Below are 26,700 nucleotides of genomic sequence, written 5' to 3'. Positions count from 1 at the left end.
AATGAGGAGAATCGTATGAATGACCAATCGTTTTCCCCCATTGACAGTCCTTCTCTCGCACGCTTTTTTGCACAAAACCCGGATATACACGTAGCGACTTTTCCCTTTCATAAAGAAGAGGCTGTCGCGCAGCTGAACTGGGAGGGGATCGACCAGCAGGAAGCCATTCCGGAACTCCGTGCCTATCAGCGGCTGCTGCAAATTTACCCAGATCCACAGGTGGCGAAACTGTTGCTGCAAACAGATGTCACGGATGCGCCGCCACCCGCCCTGCTAAAAAGCGCCGCGGCTGACTCGGCCCGCTCCGAGCGATTTGATTCTGCGCACAAGATCACTTCGCTCAGCCGGGAGCATTTTCTCGCCAAAGTCGGGCCGCAACTGGGCGAGTCTGGCCCGCAAAAAGCGGGAGAAATCTACGATAACGCAGCGCATATCCGCAATCAGACGATGCACGTGTGGGCGAATCTTGTTCAGCTGCAAGCGCCGCACTATCAGGCGCTTTCCGTGAACGCGACCTCTCCCGATATTTTGGACCATTACACCTCCTTGCCGAGTTACGACGAGCTGTTCGGCAGCTTGAACTATTGCGAGTGCCAGGATTGCCAATCGATTTTTGGGCCTGCCGCCTACTTCGTCGATTTGATGCGGGTGATCGAACAGTACGTGACCAAGCCGAATGCAAAAGAGATCGACAAGGGGATGTCCCTGCTGGAACGTCGAGCCGATTTGGCAAAGATCGAGCTGACGTGCGAGAACACGAACAAGACGATGCCGTACTTGACGATCGTCAACGAGCGTCTGGAGGAAGCGGTACAAGAGGCGTGGGGAGGTCAGGACAAACTGTACCCGTCACTGGCGAAGGCGAGCTATCCGTCCGCGCTGCCTTTCCATTTGCCGCTGGCGAAAATCCGGATTTACTTGCAGCGACTGTCCGTTCAACTGGAAGCTGTGTATCGCACTTTGCCTTCCCAGCCAAAAGATGTCGCAGCCCATACGCTGGGCTTGTCGCCAGAAGAGTGGCAGCTGATTGCCACAAGCGAAAGCGACGTGCAAAAGCTCCAGACGTACTTTGGTGTCAGCGATCTGGCTCAGTTGACAGACGCTTCGGTTTTTTGCAAAAAGACCGGATTGAAAGTGACCGACCTGCGGCAGTTGCTGGAACAAGACCTCTCGGCAGACGAACAGAAAGCCGGGATTGCCAAAAACTTTTTCATTAACCGCGACCTCGCAGCACCTGTTGCCCTGGTGCTCGCCGAAGATTCCTCGCAACTGCAAAACCTCGTTCCAAAGGCGCTGGACCGCATTCATCGCTTTTTGCGCCTGACCCGCAAGCTTGGGTGGAGCTACGCCGAGCTGGATTGGGTTTTGCATGTGCTCAACCCGGATACGGTGGCGCTCGATGAGGCGGCCTTGATCGGGATCGCTGCCATCGAGAAGCTGAGCAGAGACACGGGCTTGTCTGTCCTGGCAGCATGCGCTCTGCTCTACGACTTGAAGACATACGGCGATGCTTTATTTGATCAGGTTTACAACGGGAGCGGAATGAGCGTCTACCATCCAAAAGATGCAGGCAGCGAAAACTATCGCTGGAACCAACTGTACAAACAAGACGCAGCGGTATGGAAAATCGGGGCGACGGACGAAGCAAATCGCAAGCAGGCGGGGCGGATTGCGGGCGGTTTGGGGCTTCAGCAGGACGATCTCAGCGCACTGGCAGAAGCTTTGTTTGGAGCAAGCGCGGAAGTAAGCCTGACCGTCGCCAATCTGTCCAAGCTGTACCAGCACGTCAAGCTCGCGGCGCTGCTGAAGCTGCCTGTAGCCCAGTACATCAAGTTCCGCCAGCTGACAGGCACTTCTTTCGCGGAACGGCAATCAGCCGCACAAATTTCTGATTTGCTTGGACAAGCCAGCCAGCTGCGCCGGATGAATCTGCAAGTGTACGAGCTGGACTACGTCATGAACGGGGTCACAAGCCCGTTTGTGCAAGTTGCGTATCAGGACAAAGATGTCGACCCGTGGCTGAAAAATCTGCCTGCTCTGACGGCGAGCACGGCGGAAGATGCCGACCAGCAAAAGAAAGAGCAGGAAGAAAAAATCAGGCAGCAAATCGCTTCTTTCCTCGGTGCGCGAACGGAGCAGATCGATCACTTGCTGCATCTGGCCGGGCGCCAAGAGGTAGCCGATCTTTTCCTGAGCGAGAAAAACAAAAAGGAAGCTGTGCAACTGTTGCAGCTGCTGTCTCGCTGGCTGTTGCTGACGCGAAAACTGCGACTGACCAACGACGAGCTGGACAATCTCGGTGACGCCAAAGCGGCGTATGGCATTGCCGATGTCAGCGCATTAACGCTGAAAAACATACTCGATCTGGGCAGATGGAAAGAGCTTCGAGCAAGCTTTGCGGATACGACTGGCAATCTGTTTGCCTTCATGAGCGCTGCGAGTGATGAACAACGGGCAAGCGCGCTGGCTGATCTGACGGGACGGCCGTTGGGACAAATTTCCCGCCTTCTCGGTTTGTTTGCTGCGGCAGGCAACCGGGTTGACCAATTGGCAGCAACGAGCCGCGCCATCGACCTTTTGGGAGCAACAGGCGCAGACCCTGAGTTTCTTTTGCACCTGCAAAGTGTTTGCACAAAAGGCGTGGACGAAGCATGGGACGATTATGAAAAGACAGCAGATGACCTGCTTGCGCTGGTGCGAGCGCGACTGGCGGTTGCCAACTGGGACGAATGCTTCGCCCAGATCGACGGGGAAATCCAGGAGCAGAAACGCACCGTGCTGATCGCAACGGCATTGGTGGAGCTTCCGAAAACGCCGGAGCGTGTCTGGATTACCAATTCGCGCAGGCTGTACGAGTATTTGCTGATCGACGTGGAGATGGGCGGGACGACACGCATCTCCTACATCAAAGAGGCGCTGAATGCAGCGCAACTGTATTTGAGTCGTTGCCGCGAGCTGCTGGAGCCGGGCATTGTCCACTGGAACATCCCCGACCCGTGGTGGGAGTGGCTGCTGAACTATCGGACATGGGAAGCGAACCGCAAAATTTTCCTCTATCCCGAAAACTACCTCGATCCAGCCTATCGCAAGAGCAAGACCAGCCTGTTTGAAGAGCTGGAAAATACGCTCAAGCAGGGCGAGGTGAACGCGCAAACCGTCGAGCAGGCTTTTACGAAATACTTGGATCGGTTTGCCGAACTGGCCAAGCTGAAGTACGTCGATGCGTATTACGGACATATCGTCGGGGCAGACAAGACCGAGTCGAACCAACTGTTCCTCGTGGCGCGAACCGAAACGCAGCCGTACAAGTATTACTACCTTATTCGCAATCAGGATACGACCTGGTCAGAGTGGCAGGAGATGGACGTCACGATCAGCGCAGAGACGGTCACGCTCGTCCACGCGTTCAACCGACTGTTCGTCTTTTGGGTCGAGCAGAAGAAGTTTGACAAAAACAACGGCAATGAATCGGCGAAAAAAGCGACAAAAGCCGCAATCAAGTACAGCTTTTACAACTTCAGCGGCAAATGGGTCCAACCCCAGACGCTCGCCGACGACATCATCATCAACGTAGAAGGCAGCGCCTATCAGAAAAAGTATGAGAGCTTGCTGCCCGGCTCGTTGTTTGCGCCCAACCAGATCGCCTGGCAAAAAGTGTACCCGCTCACGATTCAGAAGGATCAGTTCTGGGTACCGGGCGCAGGGACAAATTCGTTTGAAAAAGTCATTCTGCTTTACGGGCCGATGCTCGATTTGGAAGCCAGCCCAGCTCTGAACAAGGTCGATGCACCTGACCGTTCCGATGAAACGACCCAGCAGTTTGAGAGTGAACTGTACCAGACGCTGCGCTACTTCTCTCAGGCAAAATCGCTCTCTTACGACGGCTTGCTTCCGTTGCAGAAGCCGATCGTGATCAACGACGACTTGCAGGTCGGCTTTTTGGCCAATCCGAACGAGTTCCTGCTGTTTGCCAAAGATTCGGACCAAAGCACGCCACAAGTGCGGACCGAAATTGATCGCAGCGCGGGACGACTCAATCTGATCCAGACAAACCAGCTTGTGTACGACAACGATTTGGCCGAGCAAATAACCGTTCCTTCGCCTGTGCTTCGTCCTGTGCGCCTGACGGCAAACTCGTTCGTGTCCAGTGAGGTCGGTATTGAAAGCGCAGGCTCCACCGCGATTTTCAACCAGTTGGTGGCAGAGGGCTACGTGACAAAAGACGGCTCGATCGATCTGTCGATTCCGTTTGATGACGTCGCTTCGTCACTGGAGCAAATACTGGACGGGCAGCCTGGCAAAGAAGACAAGCTGTCGGCTTGCATCAAAGTCGTCGGCAGGGCAGTGGGCACGCCATGGCTGTCTACCGCGATGCGCAACAAAGATTACGGCTTGTTCCCGGTCAAAAATCACCCGTCTGCCTTTGTGTTCCGCGGAGACAAAGAATTTATCCTGCTGTTGGACGGCGAGCAGCAAACGAGTGCCATCAATCGTTCTCTCTTGAACAACGATACGCTGTTTACGCCTGATTCCTTTGTCTCGGCAGCAGTGGGCATTGAGAAAACAGGGGCACAAGCGATCTATCAAGCATTGATTACATCCGGTTTCCTGGATGCGCGCGGTCGCCTGGATGAACAGACAGAGCTTGAGGACTTGACCGAATTTTTGCAGACGCAATTGGCTATTGAAGATCAGATGTACGCCGTGCGCAACATCCTGATGCACCGCCCGGTTTTCAGCAAAGACGACTTCATCGCCGCCGCTCCCATCGATATCCAGCAAAGCGGTTCAGAGCTGATTTTCCAGCAGCTGATCGCCGCCGGGTATTTGGACAAGACAGGCCGCCTGGATGCCGATACGGATTTTTACGAGCTGGAAGAGAGCGTCGCAGATATTTTTCAAGGCCAGCTCAATCCGGACAAAAAAACCCGCTATGTGGTCGATACGCTGTATCAGCGTTCTTTTCCGACGACGGTCGGGTATCTCAATACCGATCCGGCTATCGGCGGCATATACCGCTTCCGGTTCGAAGCGATCCGCCTGACGACAGCTGCCGTGCATCGGTTGAGCAGCAGGCTGTTTACGGGAGGAGTCGACGCCTTGTTGAGTCTGTCTTCCCAGCAAATTCCGCTGGAGCAAGAGCTGCCTTTTGAACGTTTTCAGTTTTCGGAAAGCTGGGTCGCGGCACCGGAAGCGCTCGACGGCGCGCAAGTGGACTTTTCCGGGGCATACGGTCCGTATTATTGGGAGCTGTTCTTCCACGCGCCTTTGTACATCGCCAATTTGCTGAAGACGAACCAGCAGTTCCAGGAAGCGGCGAAATGGTATCAATTCATTTTCAATCCGACCGTTCCCGTGCAGCCGTTGCAAACCGACTCGTTCCAAAGCTCTACGTTGGGATTGCGCGATTCGCAGCGCATTTACCGGGTGTTAGTCGATCAAAAAATCATTACGGCAGATGGGCAAGTCAGTGCGACGTACAACCGCAAGACCAATCTCGCCAAAATTTTGCCGTTTTTAAAAGACAGCCAGGTGACGACGGTCAAAAACATCTTGTGCAACCATCAGCTAAGCAGTCTCGTCGCCCGCTTCTGGCAGTTCCAGCCGTTCCGCAACCGCACGCTGGAAGCTTTGCGCGAGCAGCTTGGCAATCCGAACGAAATCAAGGCGTACAATGATGATCCGTTTGATCCGCATGCGATTGCCCGACTGCGCAACGGCGCCTATGAAAAAGCGGTGGTCATGCAATACATCGACAACTTGTTGCAGTGGGGAGACTCGCAGTTTGCCCAGTACACGTGGGAATCGATCATTGCAGCTACGATGCATTACGTGTACGCCTACAACCTGCTCGGAGAAAGACCGCAAAATCTCGGGAAATGCCCGGATGCCGCGCCGCTTACCTTTGCGGAAATCTACAGTCGTTACCAGGAAAACATTCCGCAGTTTTTGATTGAGCTGGAGCACGATCAGGACAAGACGGATTCGCTGTTTGCTTTTGCGCCGATCAATGCGCTGGACACGTATTTCTGCGTGCCGGAAAACAAACAATTCAGCGGGTATTGGGACTTGGTGGAGGATCGTTTGTACAAAATTCGCCACGGGCTTAATCTGCAAGGCATTCCGCAGCCGCTCGCCCTGTTTGAACCGCCGCTTGATCCGATGCAGCTCGTGCGTGCGGCCAGTGCCGGACAGGATGTGCTCAGCGCTTTGACGCAGTCCCGGGCGGAAATTCCGTTTTACCGCTTCAGCTATCTGCTAGAGAGAGCGAAAAGCATGACTTCCACGCTGATTCAGCTGGGGAGTACCTTGCTGTCGACGCTGGAGAAAAAAGACGCCGAATCGCTCGCGCTGTTGCGCTCTGCCCAGGAAAAGCAACTGCTCAATCTGACCACGATGATCAAAGAGAAGCAGATCGAGGAGCTGGGCGAAATCATCGCTTCGCTTGAACAGAGCAAAGAAGGAGCGAAAACCCGGTTCGATCATTACTCGCGACTGTTTAATGAAAACCTGAACGCCCTGGAAGTAACCGACCTGACACTGCGCAGCACAGCGATTTACCAGCAAATCGCCGGAGTTGCCCTGAAAGGCTTGAGTATTCCCGGCTTCCTCGCTCCGAAAATTTTCGGACTGGCGAACGGCAACATGCAGTTTGGGGATGCGATCAATGCGGGGGCGCAAGTGGCGGACGGAACGGCGCAAATTCTCGACCATATGGCAGGCTTGATGAGCACGGGCGCGCAATACATGCGGCGCAGGGAAGAGTGGGCGTTGCAGCGCGATGTGGCATCCTACGAAATCGCCCAGATGGACAAGCAAATCGCAGGCTCGAAAATTCGCCAGGACATGCTCCGCCGGGAACTGGAGATCCACCAAAAAGGAATCGAGCAGGCCAAAGATTACGAGGATTACTTGAAGGCGAAATTCACCAACGAAGAGCTGTACCAATGGATGGTGGGACGCCTGTCCTCGGTCTATTTCCAAACGTATCGCATCGCGCTCGATATGGCGATCTCTGCCCAAAAGTCGTTCCAGTACGAATTGAATCGCAACGACCAGTTTTTGCAGTTTGATTATTGGGACAGCCTGCACCGGGGCTTGACCGCAGGCGAAGGCTTGCAGCTCTCGCTTGCGCAAATGGAAAAGGCGTATATGGAGCAAAACTCGCGCGATTACGAGATCGAAAAGACGATTTCGTTGCTCCATCTCGATCCGGAAGCGTTTTTGGCCTTCAAGGATGGCTCGAAAGGCGGCAAGAAAGGCGAGCTGACTTTTACGCTGTCGGAAAAGCTGTTTGATTTCGACTTCCCCGGCCACTACAGCCGCAAAATCAAATCGATTTCCGTGACGATTCCGGCGATTGTCGGTCCGTACCAAAATGTGAACGCCACTTTGACTCAAAACAGCTACCAAATTGTCCGCGATGCGAAGCCAGGTGCCGTCCAGCACTTGATCGATCCGAACCAGCCTGCGCCAACCGACGGCTCGCTTATTTTCGGCACGTCGCCTTACCAGCGAATCGCCCTGTCGCGGGGGATGAACGATCCAGGCTTGTTCATGCTTGACTGGCGGGATGAGCGGTACTTGCCTTTCGAAGGCACCGGAGCCGTATCCAACTGGACGCTGAGCTTGCCGCCCGAGACGAACCGGATTGATTTCGGCAGCATTTCCGACATTTTGCTGAAAATCCAATACACAGCCAAGGACGGCGGTCAAGACTTTGCCAACCAGGTGAAGAGCATGCTTGCGAGCCAACAGCCGCCTTACCCGTATACGCCAGCCAAGATTATCGATTTGAAGCAAGCTTTCCCGGGTGACTGGTCGCGTTTTTGGACAAGTCCGCCGCAAGCGGGCGTCAAGAGCATCCGTTTTGCGCTCGCCGATGCCGTTATTTTGCCGAACTTGAAAGATGTGCGCTTTTTATCGGCGGCTGTCTTTTTGCAAACGCCAGACGGCAAGCTGATCGCGGACAAGGATAGTTCGACGCATTTCTTGCAATTGCAAATCGGCGACGAAGCTGCGAAGCCGATTCCAATCGCGAACAATTACGGTTCAGTCGATCTGTCCGATGTTCCGCTGTCGGCGTCTTCTGCCCAACTTCAATTCCACCTCGCTGAGCTGCCGGATGGCCTTGTTACTAGCGATGCGGCGAGCGGAGAAAGGGAGGTGGATCGAAACAGCTTGCTCGGCATCGTCGTGATTTTTACGTACCAGTCCAATGTTTTTGCAACGAAGTAAGCGAGCGTAACAAGATGTTTTTGCGATGAAAAAGGAGGAAACAAACAGATGGCATGGGAAAATTGTCTGGAAAATTTGCGGGTATCACTGGCTCCGAAACAAGTTTTGGACATGGATACGATCGATTGGAAACAGGTCAATCAAGATGCTTTGGACAACGACGGCTTTAAAAAAGGCGATCCGTACTATCTCGCCTGCCAGGGCCGCCATTGCACGGAGAACGTCAACCAGACTCCTCAGGAGCACGCTTTGTGCCAGTGCAAGGACATCAATGGCAAGCCGTTGCCGGATTGCAAACCGCCAAGCTTTTTGTATCCGTTCAACGCGTCCGTGTGCGTGAACATCGAGACAAAAGAATTTAACTCCAAAAGCGGACGTTCTTGCACGAAGCAAGGAGATAGCTGGTATCAGCTGACGTGCTATTGCTGCTGCTCGTGCTTTGCGTACGGCACACAAATCGGCATCCCGGAAGGCTCCAAGGCAATCGAGCAGTTCAGCATCGGCGATCAGGTGCTGACGGCAAACGTAACGGCTCATGGTGACGGTGTGAATCTGAGCTGGACTCCGGCAACGGTGTCGTTCAGCAGCGGAACCGGGCCGGACGGCTATCAGCCGACGATGGTATTCATCCGCCACGGCGGCGCAGGCTCGATCATCGTGACGCCTGACCATCTGTTCTTGATGCCAAACGGAAAGCTGAAACGCGCGAACCGACTGGTGCCGGGAGTTGATTTCCTCGTTTCCGCGGAAGGCGTGCCTGTGGAAATCAACGAAGTCAGCCTGGGAGAGTACCGCGGAGGCGTCCACCACATCGCGACAGACAAGGAGTTTAGCGGAGAAATCAGCGGTCACCTGCTGATCTCGGAAGGTATCGTTTCCGGCGATTTCAACTTGCAAATTCACGCGGCCGCCTTGAAAGAAGCCTTTTTCGTGGACGATCACGACGAGCTTCCAACGATTGGCCAACCAGAATACGAGCAAACGAACACAGAGCTGTTGAGCGACGAGTACACGAGCTTCCTGCTCATGGCTGGTGACGATGACGAGAAAAAAATCGTTCCGCATACCCGCAAGTTTTATGTACACGGCAAACATACGACAGTCATCCCGAATGACGCGGCATCGTATTTGAGCCAGGCGCAAGCAGTAGACGTCGGCAATCATGCACCGAAGTACGACTTCTCGGAAGTGGGCATCGGCTATGCGACTGTCTCCTATGCCTTGAAGCTGTTCCAAGGCTTCTATCCGGACATCGTCTTCCATCACGATGTGGGCCGCATGGAAACAAACGCGTATGCTTTCGAACAGTACGGCAAACAAGTGGTTGTCATCACAGGCGGAATGACGAGAATCAAGGGGTTTGGGCTGGAAGGAATCGTTACGATTCTCGCGCACATGATCGCCCGTCTGCAAAAAATCCAGCCGCAAGACGAGCTGGGCTACACGTCTGTCGCGATGGCGGATTACTACAGCACCAGCGTGCTGCGCAACGTCTTCTTCGGCAATATGTACGTGACGACTTTCGAGAGCGGAATCAAGCAAATCGCCGAGCTGGTGCTCGACAGCATCGATGAAGAAAATGACGCATACGAGGGAGATCCGTTCGCGCCTACCCGCGAAGTGCGGATCGATTCCATCACAGCCGGAAATACGATGAATTTCCCGCCGGAAGAAGCAGGCGGCCCTGTTCTCGAAGGACTGGAAGTCACGGCGGCAACTGCGGTACTGCCTGTTTTGACACCGCGCCACTTCGTTACGGATGACATCTCCGAGGAGATGGCCGAAGAGGCGTATCAGTCGCTTGTTGCGGCCAAGGTGCTCAGCGAAGAAGGCGAACTGACAGCCGAAGTATCGGTCGACACGGATTTGTCCGCTTTGTTCAGCGAGCAGTCGGAAGGTTTGAAACGATTGTTGACGGAAGAAGTCCGCTACATTTTGCTGCATGCGACGTCGACGGTTTCCGTTACGTTCAACTTGCCGCTGTCTACCGGAACGGCATTCGATCCGAAGGCGTTTTTGATCAGCCCGGAAGCCAAAGTGAAATTCGTCCGTTTGGGCGAGGATACAAACACACTGCTGATCTCCGCTTCCTTGCAAAAAGAGGTGGAGTACACGATTACGGTTCCACGGATTCTCAAATCGGATAATGGCTCTACGCTGAACCCAGACAAGAAAACGGCGACATTCACTCTGGCTTAACCCGGCATCGAGAATGAAAGAAGACGGAGGAGAGGAATTATGGGAGCAATCGAGGAACTCCGTGAGCACCAGGGAACAGTAGCGGACAAGTGCCGGGAAATGGGCGAACTGCTCGGACTGTCCGAGCCGGTTTCCGAGCTAGTTTTGCAAGCTGCGCTACACGACTCATCGTACGCCCACAACTTGCTGGCGACTCGACGGAACGCTGCCTTTTTGCAATACTTGCTAGCCAATCCTCCTGCTGTGCCCAAGCAGCAGGAGGTGGAAGCGAAGACTTCGCTGCAACTGGTCAAGAAAGCATCGGAGGCTATGTGGAAATGGGCCAAGACCGGCTTTTCCACGGTCGATGAAGCTGTGTTGCAAAAGCGGTACAACACCTGCATGCAATGCCCGAACCTCCAGGATCAAACGGAGCAAATCGTCTACAAAGTCTTTTCCGGCACCAAGCAAGCAGAAGAAAAAATATGTAGTTTATGCGGATGCGTGGTAGCAAACAAAGTGCGCTTGCCCACCGAAGCTTGTCCGGATCGTCATCCGCATTTGCCTGGCGTCAACCGCTGGGAAGAACCGATCGAACAAAGAGGTTAGTTGTTGAAAAAGCGAACAGCGGTAGTCCATTTTGTTGCGATAGCAAGGCGAAAGGAAGCGAAAAGGCACTCTATGCGGAGTGCCTTTTTGATCGTGCGGTTTTCATGCTTTTCTTGTGTTTTCTCGTGCCTTACGGAATGAGATTGCCCGCTGCTTTGTAGATGCGGTACCATTCTTCTCTGGTCAAGGTCAAGTCTGCGCCTTTGCACGCATCTTTCAGCCTTTGGACATTGGTCGTTCCGAGCACTACCTGAATCTTGGCCGGATGGCGCGTAATCCACGCTACGGCGACAGCGGTATTTGTCACCTCGTATTTTTCTGCAATGTTGTCGATTACTTTGTTCAGTTCAGGGAACCGGATCAGATCGCCGAGAAACGGACCGTCGAACATCCCGTGCTGGAACGGCGACCACGCTTGCATCGTCATGTCGTGCAAGCGGCAGTATTCGAGAATGCTGCTGTCGCGGTTAAGCGATTGGTCTGTCTTCATATTCAGGGAGATGCCCGAATCAATCAAAGGCGTGTGCACGATGCTGAACTGAATCTGGTTGACGACCAGCTTTTGCGGTATGTACTTTTGCAACAGTTGAATTTGCGCAGGATTGTGGTTGGACACTCCGAAGTGTCTTACTTTTCCCTGGGTTTGCAACTGCTCAAACGCTTCTGCGACTTCTTCCGGCTCCATGAGCGGATCAGGACGATGGAGGAGGAGGATATCCAAATATTCCGTTTTCAATCGACGCAAAATGCCGTCGACGGACGCAAGAATATGCTCCTTGGAAAAATCGTAGTAATTTTCTTTGGAACGGATGCCGCATTTGCTCTGCAAAATCATGTTCTCGCGGATCGACGGGTTCATCTGGATCGCTTCGGCAAAATGCTCCTCACAGCGGCCTTGCCCGTAAATATCTGCGTGGTCAAAAATATTGATGCCTTCTTCAAGCGCTGTGCGGATCAACTTTTCCGCATCGGGGAGGGAAAGCTGCGTCAGCCGCATGTTGCCCATGATCATGCTGGATGCGTGCAGTTCGGTATGTTTGATCGGATAAACCTTCACTCGGATTCCTCCATCCATGTTGTGTTCTTTACTCATTTCGGCAAAGTGCCCTGTTGTACCTACCGCTATTTGATTCCCAGCCCGCGCTTTTTGCGGACAAGCGTAGAGATGTTCACGCCCAGCTTATCGGCACATTCTTGCATCGTACTGGATTCATGCAAAATTCGCTGGATGTACTCCCGCTCAAACCGTTCGACCGCTTCTTTGAGCGGAAGAGCTTCTTCCATTTTGGCGAGATGCAAGGGGAGCGCGCTATGCTGCGAGCTGCGGATCGAGGCGGGAAGCTGGTCGTGCGTAATCCGTCCGTTTTCACACATATGGTAGGAACGCTCGACTACGTTTTTCAGCTCCCGGACGTTTCCTGGCCAGTCGTAATCGACCAGCGCTTCGAGCGCATCTGTTTCCAGACGAATTTCCAGTTGGTATTTCCACTCCAGCTTTTTTAAATAGTAGAAAATGAGGGCGGGAATATCCTCTCGGCGTTCCCGCAGGGGAGGGATGGTCAGCGACAGCACGTTCAGCCGGTAGTACAAATCTTGGCGAAACGTCTTCTGCTCGACCATCGACTCCAGATCGCTGTTGGTCGCCGCGATGATCCGCATATTGACCTGCCGCTGCGTTTTTCCTCCAAGCCGTCTGATTTTGCCGTCCTGCAACACGTTGAGCAGCTTGACTTGCAAGGGAAACGGCAAATCCCCGACCTCGTCGAGAAAAATCGTGCCGCTGTGCGCCAGTTCGAACAGACCTTCCTTCGCTTGGCTCGCCCCGGTGAACGCTCCTTTTTCATATCCAAACAACTCTGATTCCAGCAAATGATCGGGAATGGCTCCGCAGTTGATCTTGATAAACTCTCCCGGACGTCCGCTCTCCGCATGAATGTAATTCGCCAGCACATCTTTGCCGACGCCAGACTCGCCGAGCAACAGAACAGGCGAATCGTTCGCCGCAAACCGATTGGCGAGCGAGACAATCCGATGCATCATGCTGCTGCGGTAAATGATTTGCCCGCCAGAGTCGAGATCGCTCTGAATCTGCTCCAGGGCGCGCTGAAAGGAAGAGTTGATTTGCCGTGTTTCCTCCAGCTCCTGTTGCAGCATGTTCAACTCGGTAATATCGCGGACATTGCCGACGACGAACAGCAGCTCCTGATTTTGATCGAGCAGCGGCGTCGCCGTGTTGATGGCGGTGCGCCCATTTCCGTAGTGGATGACGACGCTGTGCGTCTGCTTCGTTGAGATCGCTCTGGCGGCTGAAGAGTCCGGCACCATGTGCATTTCTTTTTGCTCGATATAGCTGAAGTTGTTCAGGATGTCAGCGGGAATGCCGGTGATGTTCAAATACGCGTCATTGTACAGCAGCACGTAGCCGTTGCGGTCGCATATCGCCAAGCCGTCATGAGACGTTTTGAAAATCGTGGTGATCAGCTGGACAAGCTCTGTGTTGTCGCTTCCCTGAAAAAATTTGGTCTGATACATGGTGATGGTGTTCCCCCTTGGGCGGTGCTTGCGGCTTGTATACGAAATAATCAGAATTGATCATCTATGCGCAAAAATGCATATGCAAAAATGATCATCGGCATCTTTCGGTCTGGTGAAACCGCTTTCAGTCACTTGGCACGCAACTTGCTCATACATGATGGTGAACGATGCAGAAAGTGAGGGATGTTTGCATGACTTCATTATATCAGGTATTGGCTCCTACGGGAGAGTTGACGCAAGACATCGAAGGGCGACTGGATGAATCCGTGATGATAAAGATGTATGAAAATATGGTGCTGGTGCGCTTGTTTGACCGCAAGTCGATCAATTTGCAGCGTCAGGGCCGGATGGGAACGTACGCCCCTTTTGAAGGACAAGAAGCTTCACAGGTCGGAAGCGCGTTGGCACTTACACCGGGCGACTGGCTGTTTCCTACTTATCGCGATCATGCCGCCGCAATCGTGCACGGGCAATCGATGGCGCGCGTGTTTTTGTACTGGATGGGTCATATGGAAGGCAGCATCAGTCCACAAGGCTTGAACGTCATGCCGCCCTGTGTCCCAATCGCCACGCAAATGATTCATGCGGTCGGAACGGCGTGGGCGAGCAAGCTGCAAAACGAGCAGCATGTCAGCCTCGCTTACTTTGGCGATGGAGCGACTTCGGAAGGCGACTTCCATGAGGCGTTGAACTTCGCGGGTGTTTTCAAAACGCCGACGATCTTTTTCTGCCAAAACAACGGCTATGCGATCAGCGTGCCTTTTTCCCAGCAATCGGCTTCGAAAACGATCGCCCAGCGTGCCGCCGCTTACGATATTCCCGGCGTGCGCATCGACGGCAACGATGTGTTCGCCGTCTGGCTGACGATGAAAGAAGCGATGGAACGCGCCCTGAACGGCGAAGGACCGACGTTGATCGAAGCGATCACGTACCGTTACGGCGCTCACACGACTGCAGACGATCCGAAAAAATACCGCGATCAGGAAAAATTGGCGGAGGAGTGGCGCACGGAGCGCGATCCGATCCAGCGTTTGCGTACGTTCCTCGTCCAGCGCGGACTGTGGAGCGATGCACAGGAGGCACAGCTGGTCGCCCGGGCGAATGAGCAGATCGATGCAGCATTGGTGGAAGCAGAGAGCTACCCGAAATCGCGGCCGGAAGACATGTTCAAGCACGTGTACGCAGAGCCGACATGGATGGCGGAAGAGCAGGAGGGCGAGCTTGTGAAGCCAGCGAAAAAGGAGGACATCCCGGCATGATTCGCAAATTGACGATGATTCAAGCGATTACCGAAGCGATGGACCAAAAGCTCGCGGAAGACTCACGCGTCATGCTGCTTGGCGAGGATGTCGGCGTGAATGGCGGCGTTTTTCGCGCGACGGAAGATTTGATTCACAAGTATGGAGCCAATCGGGTCGTGGACACGCCGCTGTCGGAAGCTGGCATTATCGGGGCGGCGATCGGGATGGCGATGAACGGATTGATTCCGATTGTCGAGATTCAGTTTTTGGCTTTTATTTATCCGGGTTTTGAGCAAATCGTCTCCCACGCTGCCCGCATGCGTTACCGGACGCGCGGACAGTATCATGTGCCGATGGTGATTCGCACCCCGTACGGAGCAGGCATTCGCGGCCCCGAGCTGCACTCGGAAAGCGTCGAGACTTTTTTTGCCCACGTACCGGGTCTGAAAGTCGTTGCGCCGAGCACGCCGTATGATGCAAAAGGGCTTTTGATCGCTGCCATCGAAGATCCCGACCCGGTTATTTTTTTGGAGCCGACCAAGCTGTACCGGGCGTTTAAAGAAGAAGTGCCGGAAGAAATGTACCGCGTGCCAATCGGCAAGGCGAAAGTGGTGCGCGAAGGGACAGATATCTCGATTTTTGCCTGGGGAGCCATGCTGCGCGTAGCGGAGGAAGCAGCCAAACAGCTCGAACGGGAGCAAGGAGCGAGCTGTGAAGTCGTCGACCTGCGAACCATTTACCCGCTGGATCGGGATGCGATCGTCGCCTCGCTGAAAAAGACCGGGCGTGCCGTCGTCGTCCATGAGGCGCACAAGACAGCGGGCATGGGGGCAGAGATCATTTCGATCATCAACGATGAAGCGCTGATTTATTTGAAAGCGCCTGTGAAGCGGATTACCGGCTTTGACGTGCCTGTTCCGCAGTTCAGCATCGAGGACGATTATTTGCCGACGCCAGCGCGCGTCAAGAGCGGTATTGTGGAAACGCTTACGTTTTAGCGTAAAGGAGCGAGGGACATGGTGGAGTTTAAGCTCCCGGATGTGGGAGAAGGCATGCATGAAGGCGAAATTTTGAAAGTGCTGGTGCGCGCTGGCGACTCTGTGGTGCAGGATCAGCCTGTCATTGAAGTGCAAACGGATAAAGTCAACGCAGAGCTGTCCGCTCCGGCAACCGGAGTCGTCCAGGAAATTCGCATTGCGGAGGGCGATACGGTTGAGGTGGGAACGGTGCTCCTCGTCATCGATACAGGCATTGCTGCGGGGGAAGTGAAGCAGGAATCGACCGGAAATGCGCCAGCCGCGCCGGAACAAGCTGCAACCCCGGTCGTACCATCCCGGCATAGCGCACGTCGTTCTTTGGCTACGCCATATGTGCGGCAGCTGGCGCGAGAAATGAAAATCGACATCGAACAAGTAGTCGGCACAGGTCCGGCGGGGCGCGTAACGGAAGAAGATTTGCGCTTGTTCGCCAGTGCCGGGCAAAAGCGTGCCTTGCAGGAAGTGTCTGCGACGTCGTTTGCAGTGGCGCCTCCCAAGGGAACAACAGCTCGCGAGGCGGAAGTTGTGGCGACTGCCAGCACTAGCACTACCGATACAGCACCAGCAGCGGAAAAAGGGACTGCACTGGGGAACAAGGAAGCTTTTGCCGCGATGCCGGGAGAAAGCGCAAACAGCATCGAGCGAATCCCGCTCAAAGGCATTCGCAAAAAAATTGCCGAGCACATGGTCAAATCGGTCACGATCATTCCACACGTCACTTCCGTCGATGAACTGGAAATGGATCAGTTGCTGGCTCTGCGGGAAAAGCTGAAACCGCACGCGGAGAAAAAAGAAGTCAAGCTGACGTTCCTGCCGTTTTTTATCAAGGCACTGGTCATTGCGCTCAAAGAATATCCGGTGATGAATGCTTCCATCGACGATGCCACGAACGAAATTTTGCTGAAGCGCTTTTACCATATCGGCATCGCTACCGATACGCCGGACGGATTGATCGTGCCTGTGATCAAGGACGCGGACAAGAAGTCGATTTTTCAACTGGCAAAAGAAATCAAACACCTCGCCGAACTCGCCCGGGAAGGCAAACTGACGCTTGCGCAAATTACAGGCGGAACGTTTACGATCAGCAATGTCGGACCTGTAGGCGGGCTGCAGGCAACGCCGATTATCAATCATCCGGAAGTGGCGATTTTGGCCTTGCACAAAATGGAGAAGCGCTGGGTCGTGCGCGAGGATGAAGGCGTGATTCGCCAGATGATGAACATGTCGCTGTCTTTTGACCATCGCCTGATCGATGGAGTGACAGCCGTTCGCTTCACGAACCGGATCAAGGAGTTGCTCGAAGACCCAAATTTGTTGTTTGCGGAGATGGTCTAGATGGTAGTCGGAGAAATCGCAATCGAAACAGACGTAGTCGTGATCGGAGGCGGACCGGGCGGGTATGCAGCGGCAATTCGCCTGGGTCAGTTGGGGCAATCGGTCGTGTTGATTGAAAAAGAAGCGTTGGGCGGGGTGTGCCTGAACCGGGGCTGCATTCCCTCGAAAGCACTGATTCACGCCGCAAGCGAATTTCATAAGCTGGCTGGGTTGGGAAAGCTGGGCATCAGGCTGCCGGAAGGAAACGCTTCGTTTCAGTTGGCTGACTGGCATACATGGAAAGAGTCTGTCGTTTCTCAATTGAGCCAGGGTGTGGAGCAGCTGTGCAAAGCAAATGGAGTGACCGTCGTCAAAGGCTCCGCGACTTTTCTCTCAGCGGATCGGATCGGCGTCGAGACGGGGGGAGACTTCGAGACGTACAAATTCCGGCAGGCGATCATCGCGACAGGATCACGGCCGTTTGTACCGCAGTCTTTGGCCACGGATCACGAGTCGATCCTCGATTCCACCGACCTGTTGAACTTGCAGGAATTGCCCGGGACGCTTGCGATCATCGGCGGCGGCTACATCGGGATGGAGCTGGGCATGGCGTATGCCAAACTGGGAACAAAAGTAACAGTCGTGGAAGCCGCCAACAGCATTTTGCCACAAACGGCTTCGCATCTGACCCAGGAAGTGCGCAAACAAGCGAAACAGTTGGGAATCACCTTGAAAACGGCGACAAAAGTCGAGAGCATGTCGCGCGGAGATGGTGGTGTGACCGTAGCGCTTTTCTCGGAAGCAAACGGCCGCGAAGAACTGACCGTCGACAAAGCAGGCGTCACCATCGGACGAGTGCCTAATACAGGCGAAATCGGGCTTGGACAGGCAGGCGTCAACGTCGACGAAAGAGGCCATATTCCCGTCGATGCTTTTTGCCGGACGAACCAGCCGCACATTTTTGCCATCGGCGATGTAACTCCTGGGCCTGCTTTGGCGCATCGCGCGTCCAAACAGGGCATCGTCGCTGCCGAGGTGATCGCGGACTTGCCAAGCAGCATGGATTCGCCGTACGTCCCGTATGTCATTTTTACAGACCCGCCGATTGCAGGCGTAGGCTTGACGCGAGCAGAGGCGGAAGGATTGGGCCATCGTGTCAAGGCTGCTTCCTTCCCGTATCGGGCAAACGGCAAGGCGCTGACTTTGGGGGAACGGGAAGGTTTCGCAGAGGTGATCGTCGAGGAAGACACGCATTTGCTGTTGGGGATGCACGTAGTAGGGGCCGATGCGCCCAATCTGATCGGGGAAGGCGTCCTGGCGCTAGAGCTGGCAGCGCGAGTCGAGGATTTGGCTTTAACGATTCACCCGCATCCGACTTTGAGCGAGGTGTGGCTGGAAGCAGCAGAAGCCGTCCTCGGGCACGCCATCCATATGGTCAACAAAAAATAGGGGAAGACAACCTCCTTCGCTCAGCAACGGGCGGGGAGGTTTTTTGCTGCTATTCATGGGTTTCCCCCGCTTGGAACAGCTCAACAACAAGCCAGTTGCCAGGCTGAGAGTGACACTCCCGTCTACTTTTGCGAGGGTCAAAAGTATATGTTTTCCAATCCTAAAGCAGACTAAGGAAGAAACGGTTTTTTCGACTAGCGGAACAGAGGGGGTGACCACAATGGAGAAATGGATGACGATTGGCATCGGCGCAAGCATGGGAGCGTTCCTCGCCCTCGTTTTGTTGGCGGTGGTCGCGTTTGCCTGTTCGAGAACGGTGATCAGCTGGGTAGTCGGCCGCTTTACGAAAAGGCTGATGAACGATCGCTACCCGGAAAACATTTGGGAGATCGTTTCCGCGCTGACCAAAATCTCTCCCGCGAAAGTGCTGGAAAACAGTTTGCGCGCATCGGAAGGAATCGCCATCGAAAGGCCGTTCGGCAGCCCGCGAAAGTTTCTGAATTACGACGGTCTTGTTTTTTCTCCGGCGCAATTGGCTGTCCTGCCTGCTCACGAGGATGCACAAGTCGATACGCAGCTTACGATCGGCCCGATGGCAAAGAAGCCGCTGACCTTGCAAATCCCGCTTTTGTCTGGCGGTTTGGGATACGGGGTTGGCGTCTCGGAAAAGGCGAAAATCGCCATCGCCAAGGGCACGGCTGCGGTAGGGACGGTGACGAATACGGGAGAAGGCGGATTCTTACCCGAAGAAAGAGAAAACGCAAAATATTTGATCTATCAATATCACTCGGCGACGTGGTCGAAAAGCCCGGAGATTCTTCGGCAAGCGGATGCCATTGAAATTCGGATGGGCCAAGGCGCTACGGCTGGAGCGGCTACGTTTATTCCCAGTTGGGAGCTGAAAGGCAAGGCCAGTCAAATCATGGAGCTTCCGGATGTAGAATATGCCGTCATTCCGTCCAAGCATAAGGAGGTTCAGCAGCCACAAGACTTGCGCAAACTCGTCGACCAGCTGCGTTCCTTGACGGAAGGCGTACCGATCGGGGTGAAGATGTGCGCCAGCGCCAAAATGGAAGCCGACCTGGAAGTCGCGATTTCCGCCGGGGTGGATTTTATCAGTCTCGACGGAGGACAAGCCGGATACAAGGGAAATGCGCCGATCCTTCAGGATGATGTTGGCTTGCCGACGATTTATGCCGTGACGCGTGCGGTTCGCTACTTGCAACAGCGCAAGGTCAAGGACAAAATCACGCTATTGAGCGGAGGCGGTTACGCTACGCCGGGGGAGTGCCTTAAAGCGATGGCATTGGGGGTCGACGGGGTTTACTTCGGAACCGCGCTGCTCTGGGCGATGACGCACGATCAAGTGATAAAAGTCGTTCCGTGGGAGCCGCCTACCCAGCTGCTCTTTTATTCCGGCCGCTTTCAAAAGGAGTTCAACGTGCAAGAAGGAGCCAAGTATTTGGAGAACTTTTTCCGTTCTTTTATCGATGAAATGCGGATCGCGACCCTCGCCCTCGGCAAAACGTCGTTTCGTCAGGTGAGCATCGAGGATTTGGCCGCTCTGGACAGCATGACCAGCAAAGTCACACGCATTCCGCTCGCTTGCTACCCGCGTGTCCACCGCAGCCGTTAAATGAGACAAAAATAGTGGCTGAATCCAGTCAACAAGGCTGCAAATTTATGGCAGAGGCCCCCTCACCCGAGCGTAACCAAGGCATAGTATGTAGCAAGGAGGTGAGGCATGATGACCTTTACACTTGCTGACTGGATGATTTATACGATATGGGCCATTTTTGGACTCATGATGATCGATTTTCTCATCGTCCTGTTCCGTTCGTTCTGGGCAGGCTCGGTCAACCCGTCCTTTGTCTTGGGCTATTTGAAGGACATTCTTTATTATGTATTGCCATTAAACATTATCGTTTCCATGATTGTCATCGACCCGACCGGGTATATTCTTGTCGTTTGGTACTTCATCTGCGGCTTGGCTGTCATTGTGAAGTACCTGCTTGACATTATCAAACGATTTGCATAAGCAACAGGTTGGCCTTCCATCCCGGTGGGCTGTTCGTTCTTTTTGAAACACGACCTTGATAGTGAGAGAAGAGGAGCGTCAAAGAGTACGATCGGTTTCCTTCTGGCTGGATAGACCTCCTTGCGACTTTCCAACAAAAATTCAAAATTTTCCGTAAAGGAAGTAGGTCCATGAGAAACTATCAATGGATCAAGTGGCGGAAAGTCCTCCTCTGGGTAGCAGCCATCGCCTTTTTAACGATCGTGTTGTACACAGGAGGGCCGACTTACTGGTCAATCGCATTGGGCATCCTTGGCTTGCTGTTTCAATTGCTGTTTGCCGTTATGTTCATCATCATCCAGTTCGTTGCCCTGTTCTGGTTTTTGGCGCGTGGGCGGACGTATTGGATTTTGCCAGGGGAAACAGGAGCGACGTGGAATGACTATCGCGGCAATCCGGAAATTGTGGAAAATGCTGAGCGAATCGTTACCTTGCTAAAGGGTGTGAAGGAATTTAAGGAAATGGGGGGCGAAGCGATCCGCGGTCTTTTGCTGTGCGGCCCACCGGGTACGGGCAAATCGTATCTCGCGCAGGTCATTGCCAACGAGGCCCAGGTTCCGTTTGCCTACGCCTCGGCTCCCAGTTTTCAAAACATGTTTTTCGGTGTCGGCAACCTGAAAGTCATGGGATTGTACAGAAAAGCGCGCAAACGCGCCAGGGAGTACGGCGCCTGCATCATCTTCATCGACGAGATCGACGCGATCGGCATGCAGCGCCAAGGGGGAATGGGCGGAGGCGGGATGCTGGGGATGGGCGGCACAGGCTTGTTGAATGAGCTGCTTTTGCAAATGGACCCGCCCAACCTCGACAGCTCGAAAATCGCCAAATTTTTGCGTTCTCTCGGTCTGCGCCGCAAAAAGGCTGAACGCCCCGCCGTCATGACGATTGCCGCCACAAACTTGCCGGACGTGCTCGATTCCGCGCTGTTGCGACCTGGCCGTTTTGACAGACAACTGTGGGTCGACACTCCGGACTACAATGGACGGATCGATATTTTCCAATATTATTTGGAAAAGGTGAAGCACGACGAATCTCTCAGCCCGGAACGTGCTGCATTGGATACAATTGGCTACAGTCCTGCCCAGATCAAGCATATCGTCAATGAATCGGTCGTCATCGCCCACCAGCGTGGAGCGCAAAGCGCCAGCTACGACGACTTCCGGGTCGCCATGGAAACGTACGAGTGGGGATTGAAACAGCCGCTGCGCTCCATGAGTGAGGACGAAAAACGAAACGTAGCGTACCACGAGGCAGGTCATGCCGTCGCGCAATATTTGCTCAAGCCGCACGAACGGGTCTGGAAGGTGACGATCATTCGCCGCGGCGGCGCTCTTGGCCTGGCCGCAACCAAACCGACGCATGAGCGGTACAATCGCAGCGACAGCGAAATTTTGGCCGCGATTCAGGTGTGCCTCGCTGCCAGAGCCGTCGAAGAAGAGTTTCTCGGCAAAAAATTGAACGGGGTCACCTCTGATTTGCAGCAAGCGACCGAGCTGGCAGGTGCTTATCTCGGCATGGTCGGCATGGGCGACGAGTTGTTCAGCTGGCTCGCTACAGGTGCCCGGCAGGAGGCGCTCAAAACACTTCGACCGAAAATCAACGAACTGCTGCATGAACAAATGAAACAGGTGAAACAATTGGTGCGCCAATACGCCGATTTCGTGCACGCCATCGCGGAGGAGCTGTTGAAGCGAGGCGACCTGACCGGAGAAGAAATCGAGGAACTGTACGTGCAGTTGTACGGCGACAAGCGGCCTGCTTTGTCGTAAACTTTCATCCATGTGCCTTCGGGCCGTATCGAACCGCCAGTCACTTCGGTGTCTTGGCGGTTTTTTTGTGTTGATCGACAACTGTGAGCATACGTCGGTTTGCTCAGGGGTTGGAAAGTTTTATCACTTTTTTAGGGAAAATGAGAAAGAAAATCGCGGGATGTTCGTTATACTTGGTGAACATATCAAAAGTCTGGGAAAATTGGCAACCTGCAACCAGCCCGAGCAGTGGGAGAGTCTGGTGAAAAAACAGACAGACGTGTTTGGACCAAAAAGGCACAAGCTGCGCAGCAAGCCTTTTACATGGGAGGAACAGAGGGAAGATGCAAGACGATAACGAGCTCGTTCGTCTGGTGCAGGGCGGAAATCAGCAAGCCTATGCACGACTTGTCGACAAGTATAAAGGAAAAATCTTTGCCCGCCTGTACCGGATGATTGGACAGAAACAGGATGCCCAAGATTTGGCCCAGGAGGTTTTTACAAAAGCGTATTTCCAGTTGGAAAAGCTTGAGCCGGACGGTAATTTTTCCGCGTGGCTCTACCGGATTGCCATCAACCATTGCCTGGATGAACTGAGGAAACGGAAGCGAAGCGTCAAGACGTCGGACGAAGAGGGTCAGAGACACCGGAGGAAGCTTTCCTGCAAAAAGAGCAGCAGCAAGTTCTGCTTCGTCACATCATGGGGCTGGAAGAGGAATATCGCGCGGTCGTTGTCCTGCGCTACATCGATCAGCTCAGCTACAAAGAGATCAGCGAGATGTTAGTGCTGCCAACGACGACGGTGCAGATGAGACTGCATCGGGCGAAAAAGAAGCACTCGCCGATCCAACGCGGATCGCTCTGATTTTTGATTTTGTCGACAAGGACGGGAAAAATCTCGCTTGCACCCTGGATGACATCGATGTGGACTTCACGCTGACAGACGAAACCGGCCAAGACCTGAATCCGGAGGGAGACGGCTGGACATTGGGAGAATACGGGGGCTACATTTTGGTCGAACAGGAAGTGATCGAACTGTTCAACACCGCACAGAAATCCCCGGACACACTGACGGTCGGAGTCCAGTTCAACGATATTAAAGGGAAGGGCGGTTCTTGGAAGCTGGATGTTCCTATCGACATGAAAAAAGCAAAGGAAGTCGCGAAGACCGTCGCAATCAATCGCGAGTACACGTCACCTCAAGGAGTCGTGGTCAAGCTGGATAAACTGACGAACGTTCCAAGCAACAGCTTATTGTCGCTTACGACCAGCTGGAACGAGCAGCGCAAAAAGGAGTATCAAAGCATGGCGGAAAACGCTTCTGGTGAGCTGGGCGACTATTTGAACCGTCACAGTTTGGCATACGAAATTCTTGACGAGAACGGAAAGCTGCTTGCCGGTCGGGATGACACCGTGCTCGATTCGCTGAACGGCATTCGCAAAAATGCGGTAACGATTACCACAAAAGGCGAAGGAGACAGCGATGCGATGATGTGGAGGTGGTGGGACGGATTTACGCCATTTGCCGACCAAAAAAAGGTGACCTTCAAGCTCCACTCGATCTACATGAATGAATTGGCAACTTTCCAGGGCAAGCTTTCGCTGGATGCGTTGAGCAAACAACCCGTCACGGTAGAAAGCAGCGGCAGCCGTTTTACCTTCCACAAGTTTCATCTGAAAACGAACGATCAGCAGGAGAAGATCGCCGGACGGTACGAAGTGAGAAACAAAGGCGGGATCATTGAATTTGAAGCACTGCTGCCAAAAGACATTATCTACATCACGGAATGGAGTGCAACAGACGAGACAGGGAAAACATACAGAGTGAGCATGGACAACGGCGATGGAGAGTACGTCCGCGATCAAGACGGACGAGTGCGGATCAAAAGCGCTCTTTACATCAACGGGTTGGAAAAACAGCCGAAAGAACTGACGATCTCCTACGCGATCCAGGAGCGCCAGTACCGCGATGTGGATATGGAGGTTCCGATTCAGTTGGGCAACTAGGCTGTATGTTTGTGAGAGTTTAATTGGCTTTTTTACAAGCCGGAAGACCGTCAGAGAAATGTTCTGGCGGTTTTTTGGTGTGCGAACAAGTAAGGCTTTTATTGTTAATGCAACCAATATTTAAGCCAAGGCAATAGCTGAACGGATTGATATACTATCGTATGTTGTTTTTGATAGCTGACAGATATAGCTGAGGTGATGGAATACATAATCTTTTTCGTAAAATAGCACGTCGCTGACCCAAATATGCCCTTCATTCATTTCGTTTAAGTTCAAGGAAAGTAGTGAGCAAGAAATGTCCAGAAAGATCATGAAAAGCACAAGTGCAATCCTTCTTTTCCTTCTCTTTTTTCTCGTTTTCGTTCCTCTAGCGAGAGCTTCTGCCGAAGAGAATCCCGCGACAGCGATTCCTCAGATGGATCAAGAGATTTACGGTTTGCTGAACACATTGACTTTCTTTCAAGAGCTTGCCCTGCAAAAAGGCGACAAGAAGCTCGCGAAAAAAATCGAAAAACAATCAGCTGCCTTTTCACAGAAGAACCTCAAGCTGCATCAGACACCGATTGATTCCAACAGGCAAATCCGCCAAGAGAAAATTAACAAGTCTTTGCAAAAACAAGCAGCACACATTTACTCCCTGCAAAAACAACTGGAAGAACAAGTTGATAAATATTGGGAACAGTTGATCCCCGAACTTTCGCTGAAGCAAAAGCCGCAGGAACAGGAGCTTCAACCTCAGTTGGCAAGCAGAACCGCAACCGCTTTTGCCGCTGCTGCTTCTGTCTTGGACCCGTTTGAACCGAACGACGATGTAGACACAAGTTACCCTGTAACAAGTGGAAATTTTTACAATTCGAAGCTGTCTACAGCGAAGGATCTCGATATGTACCGTTTTGATTCAGGGGCGCAATCTGGCGAGCTTACGGTGACATTGCGCGTTCCCGAAGATAAAAACTTCGACCTGGCAGTCATGCAAGCGCCGAACAAAGTAGTGGGCATGAGTACGCGAGGAGGAGTTGGGGTAACGGAAAACGTCACTTTTCAGGTGCAACCGAATACGACCTATTATTTCTCTGTATTTAGCATGAGCCGCGATTTTAGTGAAACGACCTCCTATTTATTGTCATTCAGTAAGATTACGACTGTACTCAATCTGGCTCAACCTATTGATATCAGTCTTCCTACCGGGGAAACCCCTGGCTACCGCTTTACGGCTCCTGTAACTGGTACTTACCGTTTTTATACAAGTCCATACGGAGGATTTGGCGCCCCGTTTGATACGGTTTTGTCCGTGTTTCGTGACGAGCAGTTGCAGCAAGCCCTGAAGTTTAATGATGAGGCAGTCGATGGTTCTCTCTTTTCCGAAATTAAAGTGTCACTGGACGCAGGCGTGACCTATTTTGTTCTGGCTACTTCTTTTGATTCGACAAAAGGACTTCACGCCCGGTTGACAGCTGCTTTGGATGCCAGTGCCAGTGTCGTTTCCGCTGCGCTTCACGAGTCTTCTGCAAACGATGGGACGCTGACAGAAACGCAGACTGTCGTCTTAAAAAATGGCACCTTTACTTCCGATGCAGCCTCTTTTGTGACAGTACACAACGTCGCAACTGGTTTGCAGCCGCTTGTTACACGTGTCAACAGCACGCAGTTAAGCATTCAATTTACGGGAAAAGCGGTTGAACACGAGCAGAAACACCGCGCAACGAATCTGTTTGTGACGATCCCGAAGGCAAAAATAGCTGGTGCAGATGCAGATGTGACGACAGACACATTCGCGCTGGAGTTTACCAATACAGACTCGTTCACGCTCGCAGCGCCGCCCGATCTCGATCTTGCCAAAGGCTCCAAAAAAATCTACAAATTTACGGCGCCTTCCTCTGGAGATTTTGAACTCTCAACCACCTATTTTGGGGGAGTGGAAGGGAGCGGGCCAAGCAATACCAAGCTGGCAATCTATGAAGACTTCGGAGAGACCAGGCTGCTTGCCGCCAATGACGACGGGGATCACCCGCCATTTTCCAAAGCGATTGTATCCATGGAAAAAGGCCGGGATTACTATGTTGTCGTCTCTTCCGCTGACAACAATGCCGTTCACACACGTTTGCTCGCCCGTTATACGGGGGTCGAATACGTGTATAACGCCAAAGGACAACTGACTCAAATCAGGCAAAATGGACAAGTCCTCTCCGAGTTTACGTATGACAGCAACGGAAATCTCAGCAAGAAAACGGACTATTAAGTGAAGAGGAGCATTGGCGCTATGAGAA

Annotated in this window: 14 protein-coding genes and 1 pseudogene; 13 read left to right on the top strand and 2 right to left on the bottom strand. The window is 53.3% G+C overall.

Annotated features, from left to right (window positions below; translation table 11 throughout):
* The first annotated feature begins 15 nt into the window (after nt 1-15).
* From NST23_RS14770 to NST23_RS14760, 3 genes are read left to right on the top strand one after another with little or no spacing between them, the layout of a single operon-like run.
* Entirely contained in the window at nt 16-8,238 is an 8,223-nt protein-coding gene (locus tag NST23_RS14770; RefSeq protein WP_340964004.1) for a Tc toxin subunit A-related protein, read from the top strand.
* A gap of 48 nt (nt 8,239-8,286) precedes the next feature.
* Nucleotides 8,287-10,437: a Hint domain-containing protein gene (locus NST23_RS14765; protein WP_173599814.1), complete on the top strand. Its 2,151-nt coding sequence runs from the start codon at nt 8,287-8,289 to the stop codon at nt 10,435-10,437.
* Nucleotides 10,438-10,476: 39 nt separating this feature from the next.
* Complete coding sequence (locus NST23_RS14760; protein WP_122966424.1) at nt 10,477-11,025, top strand: hypothetical protein; 549 nt, start codon at nt 10,477-10,479, stop codon at nt 11,023-11,025.
* Between the two features lie 130 nt (nt 11,026-11,155).
* Here the strand turns inward: NST23_RS14760 and NST23_RS14755 are convergent, their stop codons facing one another.
* Together NST23_RS14755 and NST23_RS14750 are read right to left on the bottom strand one after the other, a co-directional pair.
* Nucleotides 11,156-12,082: an aldo/keto reductase gene (locus NST23_RS14755; protein ID WP_173598067.1), complete on the bottom strand. Its 927-nt coding sequence runs from the start codon at nt 12,080-12,082 to the stop codon at nt 11,156-11,158.
* 65 nt (nt 12,083-12,147) lie between these two features.
* On the bottom strand, nt 12,148-13,557 hold the full coding sequence (locus NST23_RS14750; protein ID WP_340964001.1) for a sigma-54 interaction domain-containing protein: 1,410 nt from the start codon (nt 13,555-13,557) through the stop codon (nt 12,148-12,150).
* A gap of 194 nt (nt 13,558-13,751) precedes the next feature.
* Between NST23_RS14750 and pdhA the strand changes: the two genes are divergently transcribed.
* The 10 genes and pseudogenes from pdhA to NST23_RS14700 all read left to right on the top strand — a co-directional run bounded on the left by pdhA (nt 13,752) and on the right by NST23_RS14700 (nt 26,672).
* Nucleotides 13,752-14,819, top strand: coding sequence for a pyruvate dehydrogenase (acetyl-transferring) E1 component subunit alpha (pdhA, locus tag NST23_RS14745; protein ID WP_122966427.1), 1,068 nt, complete (start codon nt 13,752-13,754; stop codon nt 14,817-14,819).
* Nucleotides 14,816-15,799 (top strand): alpha-ketoacid dehydrogenase subunit beta, encoded by a 984-nt coding sequence (locus tag NST23_RS14740; RefSeq protein ID WP_122966428.1) that lies wholly within the window; start codon nt 14,816-14,818, stop codon nt 15,797-15,799. Before pdhA ends, NST23_RS14740 begins: the two co-directional genes overlap by 4 nt.
* 18 nt (nt 15,800-15,817) lie before the next feature.
* A complete protein-coding gene (locus NST23_RS14735; protein WP_173599817.1) occupies nt 15,818-17,173 on the top strand; it encodes a dihydrolipoamide acetyltransferase family protein in 1,356 nt (451 codons plus the stop codon).
* Complete coding sequence (gene lpdA, locus NST23_RS14730; protein ID WP_173599818.1) at nt 17,174-18,601, top strand: dihydrolipoyl dehydrogenase; 1,428 nt, start codon at nt 17,174-17,176, stop codon at nt 18,599-18,601.
* Between the two features lie 220 nt (nt 18,602-18,821).
* Nucleotides 18,822-20,237 carry an FMN-binding glutamate synthase family protein gene (locus NST23_RS14725; RefSeq protein ID WP_173598063.1) on the top strand — a complete coding sequence of 472 codons (1,416 nt, stop codon included), beginning with the start codon at nt 18,822-18,824 and terminating at the stop codon, nt 20,235-20,237.
* Nucleotides 20,238-20,345: 108 nt separating this feature from the next.
* Nucleotides 20,346-20,639, top strand: coding sequence for a hypothetical protein (locus NST23_RS14720; RefSeq protein WP_173598062.1), 294 nt, complete (start codon nt 20,346-20,348; stop codon nt 20,637-20,639).
* 170 nt (nt 20,640-20,809) lie between these two features.
* Complete coding sequence (locus NST23_RS14715; RefSeq protein ID WP_122966433.1) at nt 20,810-22,447, top strand: AAA family ATPase; 1,638 nt, start codon at nt 20,810-20,812, stop codon at nt 22,445-22,447.
* 323 nt (nt 22,448-22,770) lie between these two features.
* Nucleotides 22,771-23,291 (top strand): annotated as a pseudogene (locus NST23_RS14710) (RNA polymerase sigma factor).
* A gap of 59 nt (nt 23,292-23,350) precedes the next feature.
* A complete protein-coding gene (locus tag NST23_RS14705) occupies nt 23,351-24,433 on the top strand; it encodes a hypothetical protein (RefSeq protein WP_122966435.1) in 1,083 nt (360 codons plus the stop codon).
* 415 nt (nt 24,434-24,848) lie between these two features.
* Nucleotides 24,849-26,672 (top strand): RHS repeat domain-containing protein, encoded by a 1,824-nt coding sequence (locus tag NST23_RS14700; protein ID WP_173599823.1) that lies wholly within the window; start codon nt 24,849-24,851, stop codon nt 26,670-26,672.
* Nucleotides 26,673-26,700: the final 28 nt, after the last annotated feature.

It is taken from the genome of Brevibacillus sp. FSL K6-0770 (genome assembly GCF_038000275.1).
GTDB classification, from domain to species: domain Bacteria; phylum Bacillota; class Bacilli; order Brevibacillales; family Brevibacillaceae; genus Brevibacillus; species Brevibacillus parabrevis.
Note: the sequence above shows the minus strand (reverse complement) of the source record. Positions and strands in the feature narration are given on the sequence as shown.

Bases quoted from the DNA above. Each gene is read 5' to 3' on its own strand.
- NST23_RS14770 (WP_340964004.1), top strand. From the start codon at position 16: ATGAATGACCAATCGTTTTCCCCCATTGACAGTCCTTCTCTCGCACGC.
- NST23_RS14765 (WP_173599814.1), top strand. From the start codon at position 8,287: ATGGCATGGGAAAATTGTCTGGAAAATTTGCGGGTATCACTGGCTCCG.
- NST23_RS14760 (WP_122966424.1), top strand. From the start codon at position 10,477: ATGGGAGCAATCGAGGAACTCCGTGAGCACCAGGGAACAGTAGCGGAC.
- NST23_RS14750 (WP_340964001.1), bottom strand. From the start codon at position 13,557: ATGTATCAGACCAAATTTTTTCAGGGAAGCGACAACACAGAGCTTGTC.
- pdhA (WP_122966427.1), top strand. From the start codon at position 13,752: ATGACTTCATTATATCAGGTATTGGCTCCTACGGGAGAGTTGACGCAA.
- NST23_RS14740 (WP_122966428.1), top strand. From the start codon at position 14,816: ATGATTCGCAAATTGACGATGATTCAAGCGATTACCGAAGCGATGGAC.
- NST23_RS14735 (WP_173599817.1), top strand. From the start codon at position 15,818: ATGGTGGAGTTTAAGCTCCCGGATGTGGGAGAAGGCATGCATGAAGGC.
- lpdA (WP_173599818.1), top strand. From the start codon at position 17,174: ATGGTAGTCGGAGAAATCGCAATCGAAACAGACGTAGTCGTGATCGGA.
- NST23_RS14725 (WP_173598063.1), top strand. From the start codon at position 18,822: ATGGAGAAATGGATGACGATTGGCATCGGCGCAAGCATGGGAGCGTTC.
- NST23_RS14720 (WP_173598062.1), top strand. From the start codon at position 20,346: ATGATGACCTTTACACTTGCTGACTGGATGATTTATACGATATGGGCC.
- NST23_RS14715 (WP_122966433.1), top strand. From the start codon at position 20,810: ATGAGAAACTATCAATGGATCAAGTGGCGGAAAGTCCTCCTCTGGGTA.
- NST23_RS14700 (WP_173599823.1), top strand. From the start codon at position 24,849: ATGGATCAAGAGATTTACGGTTTGCTGAACACATTGACTTTCTTTCAA.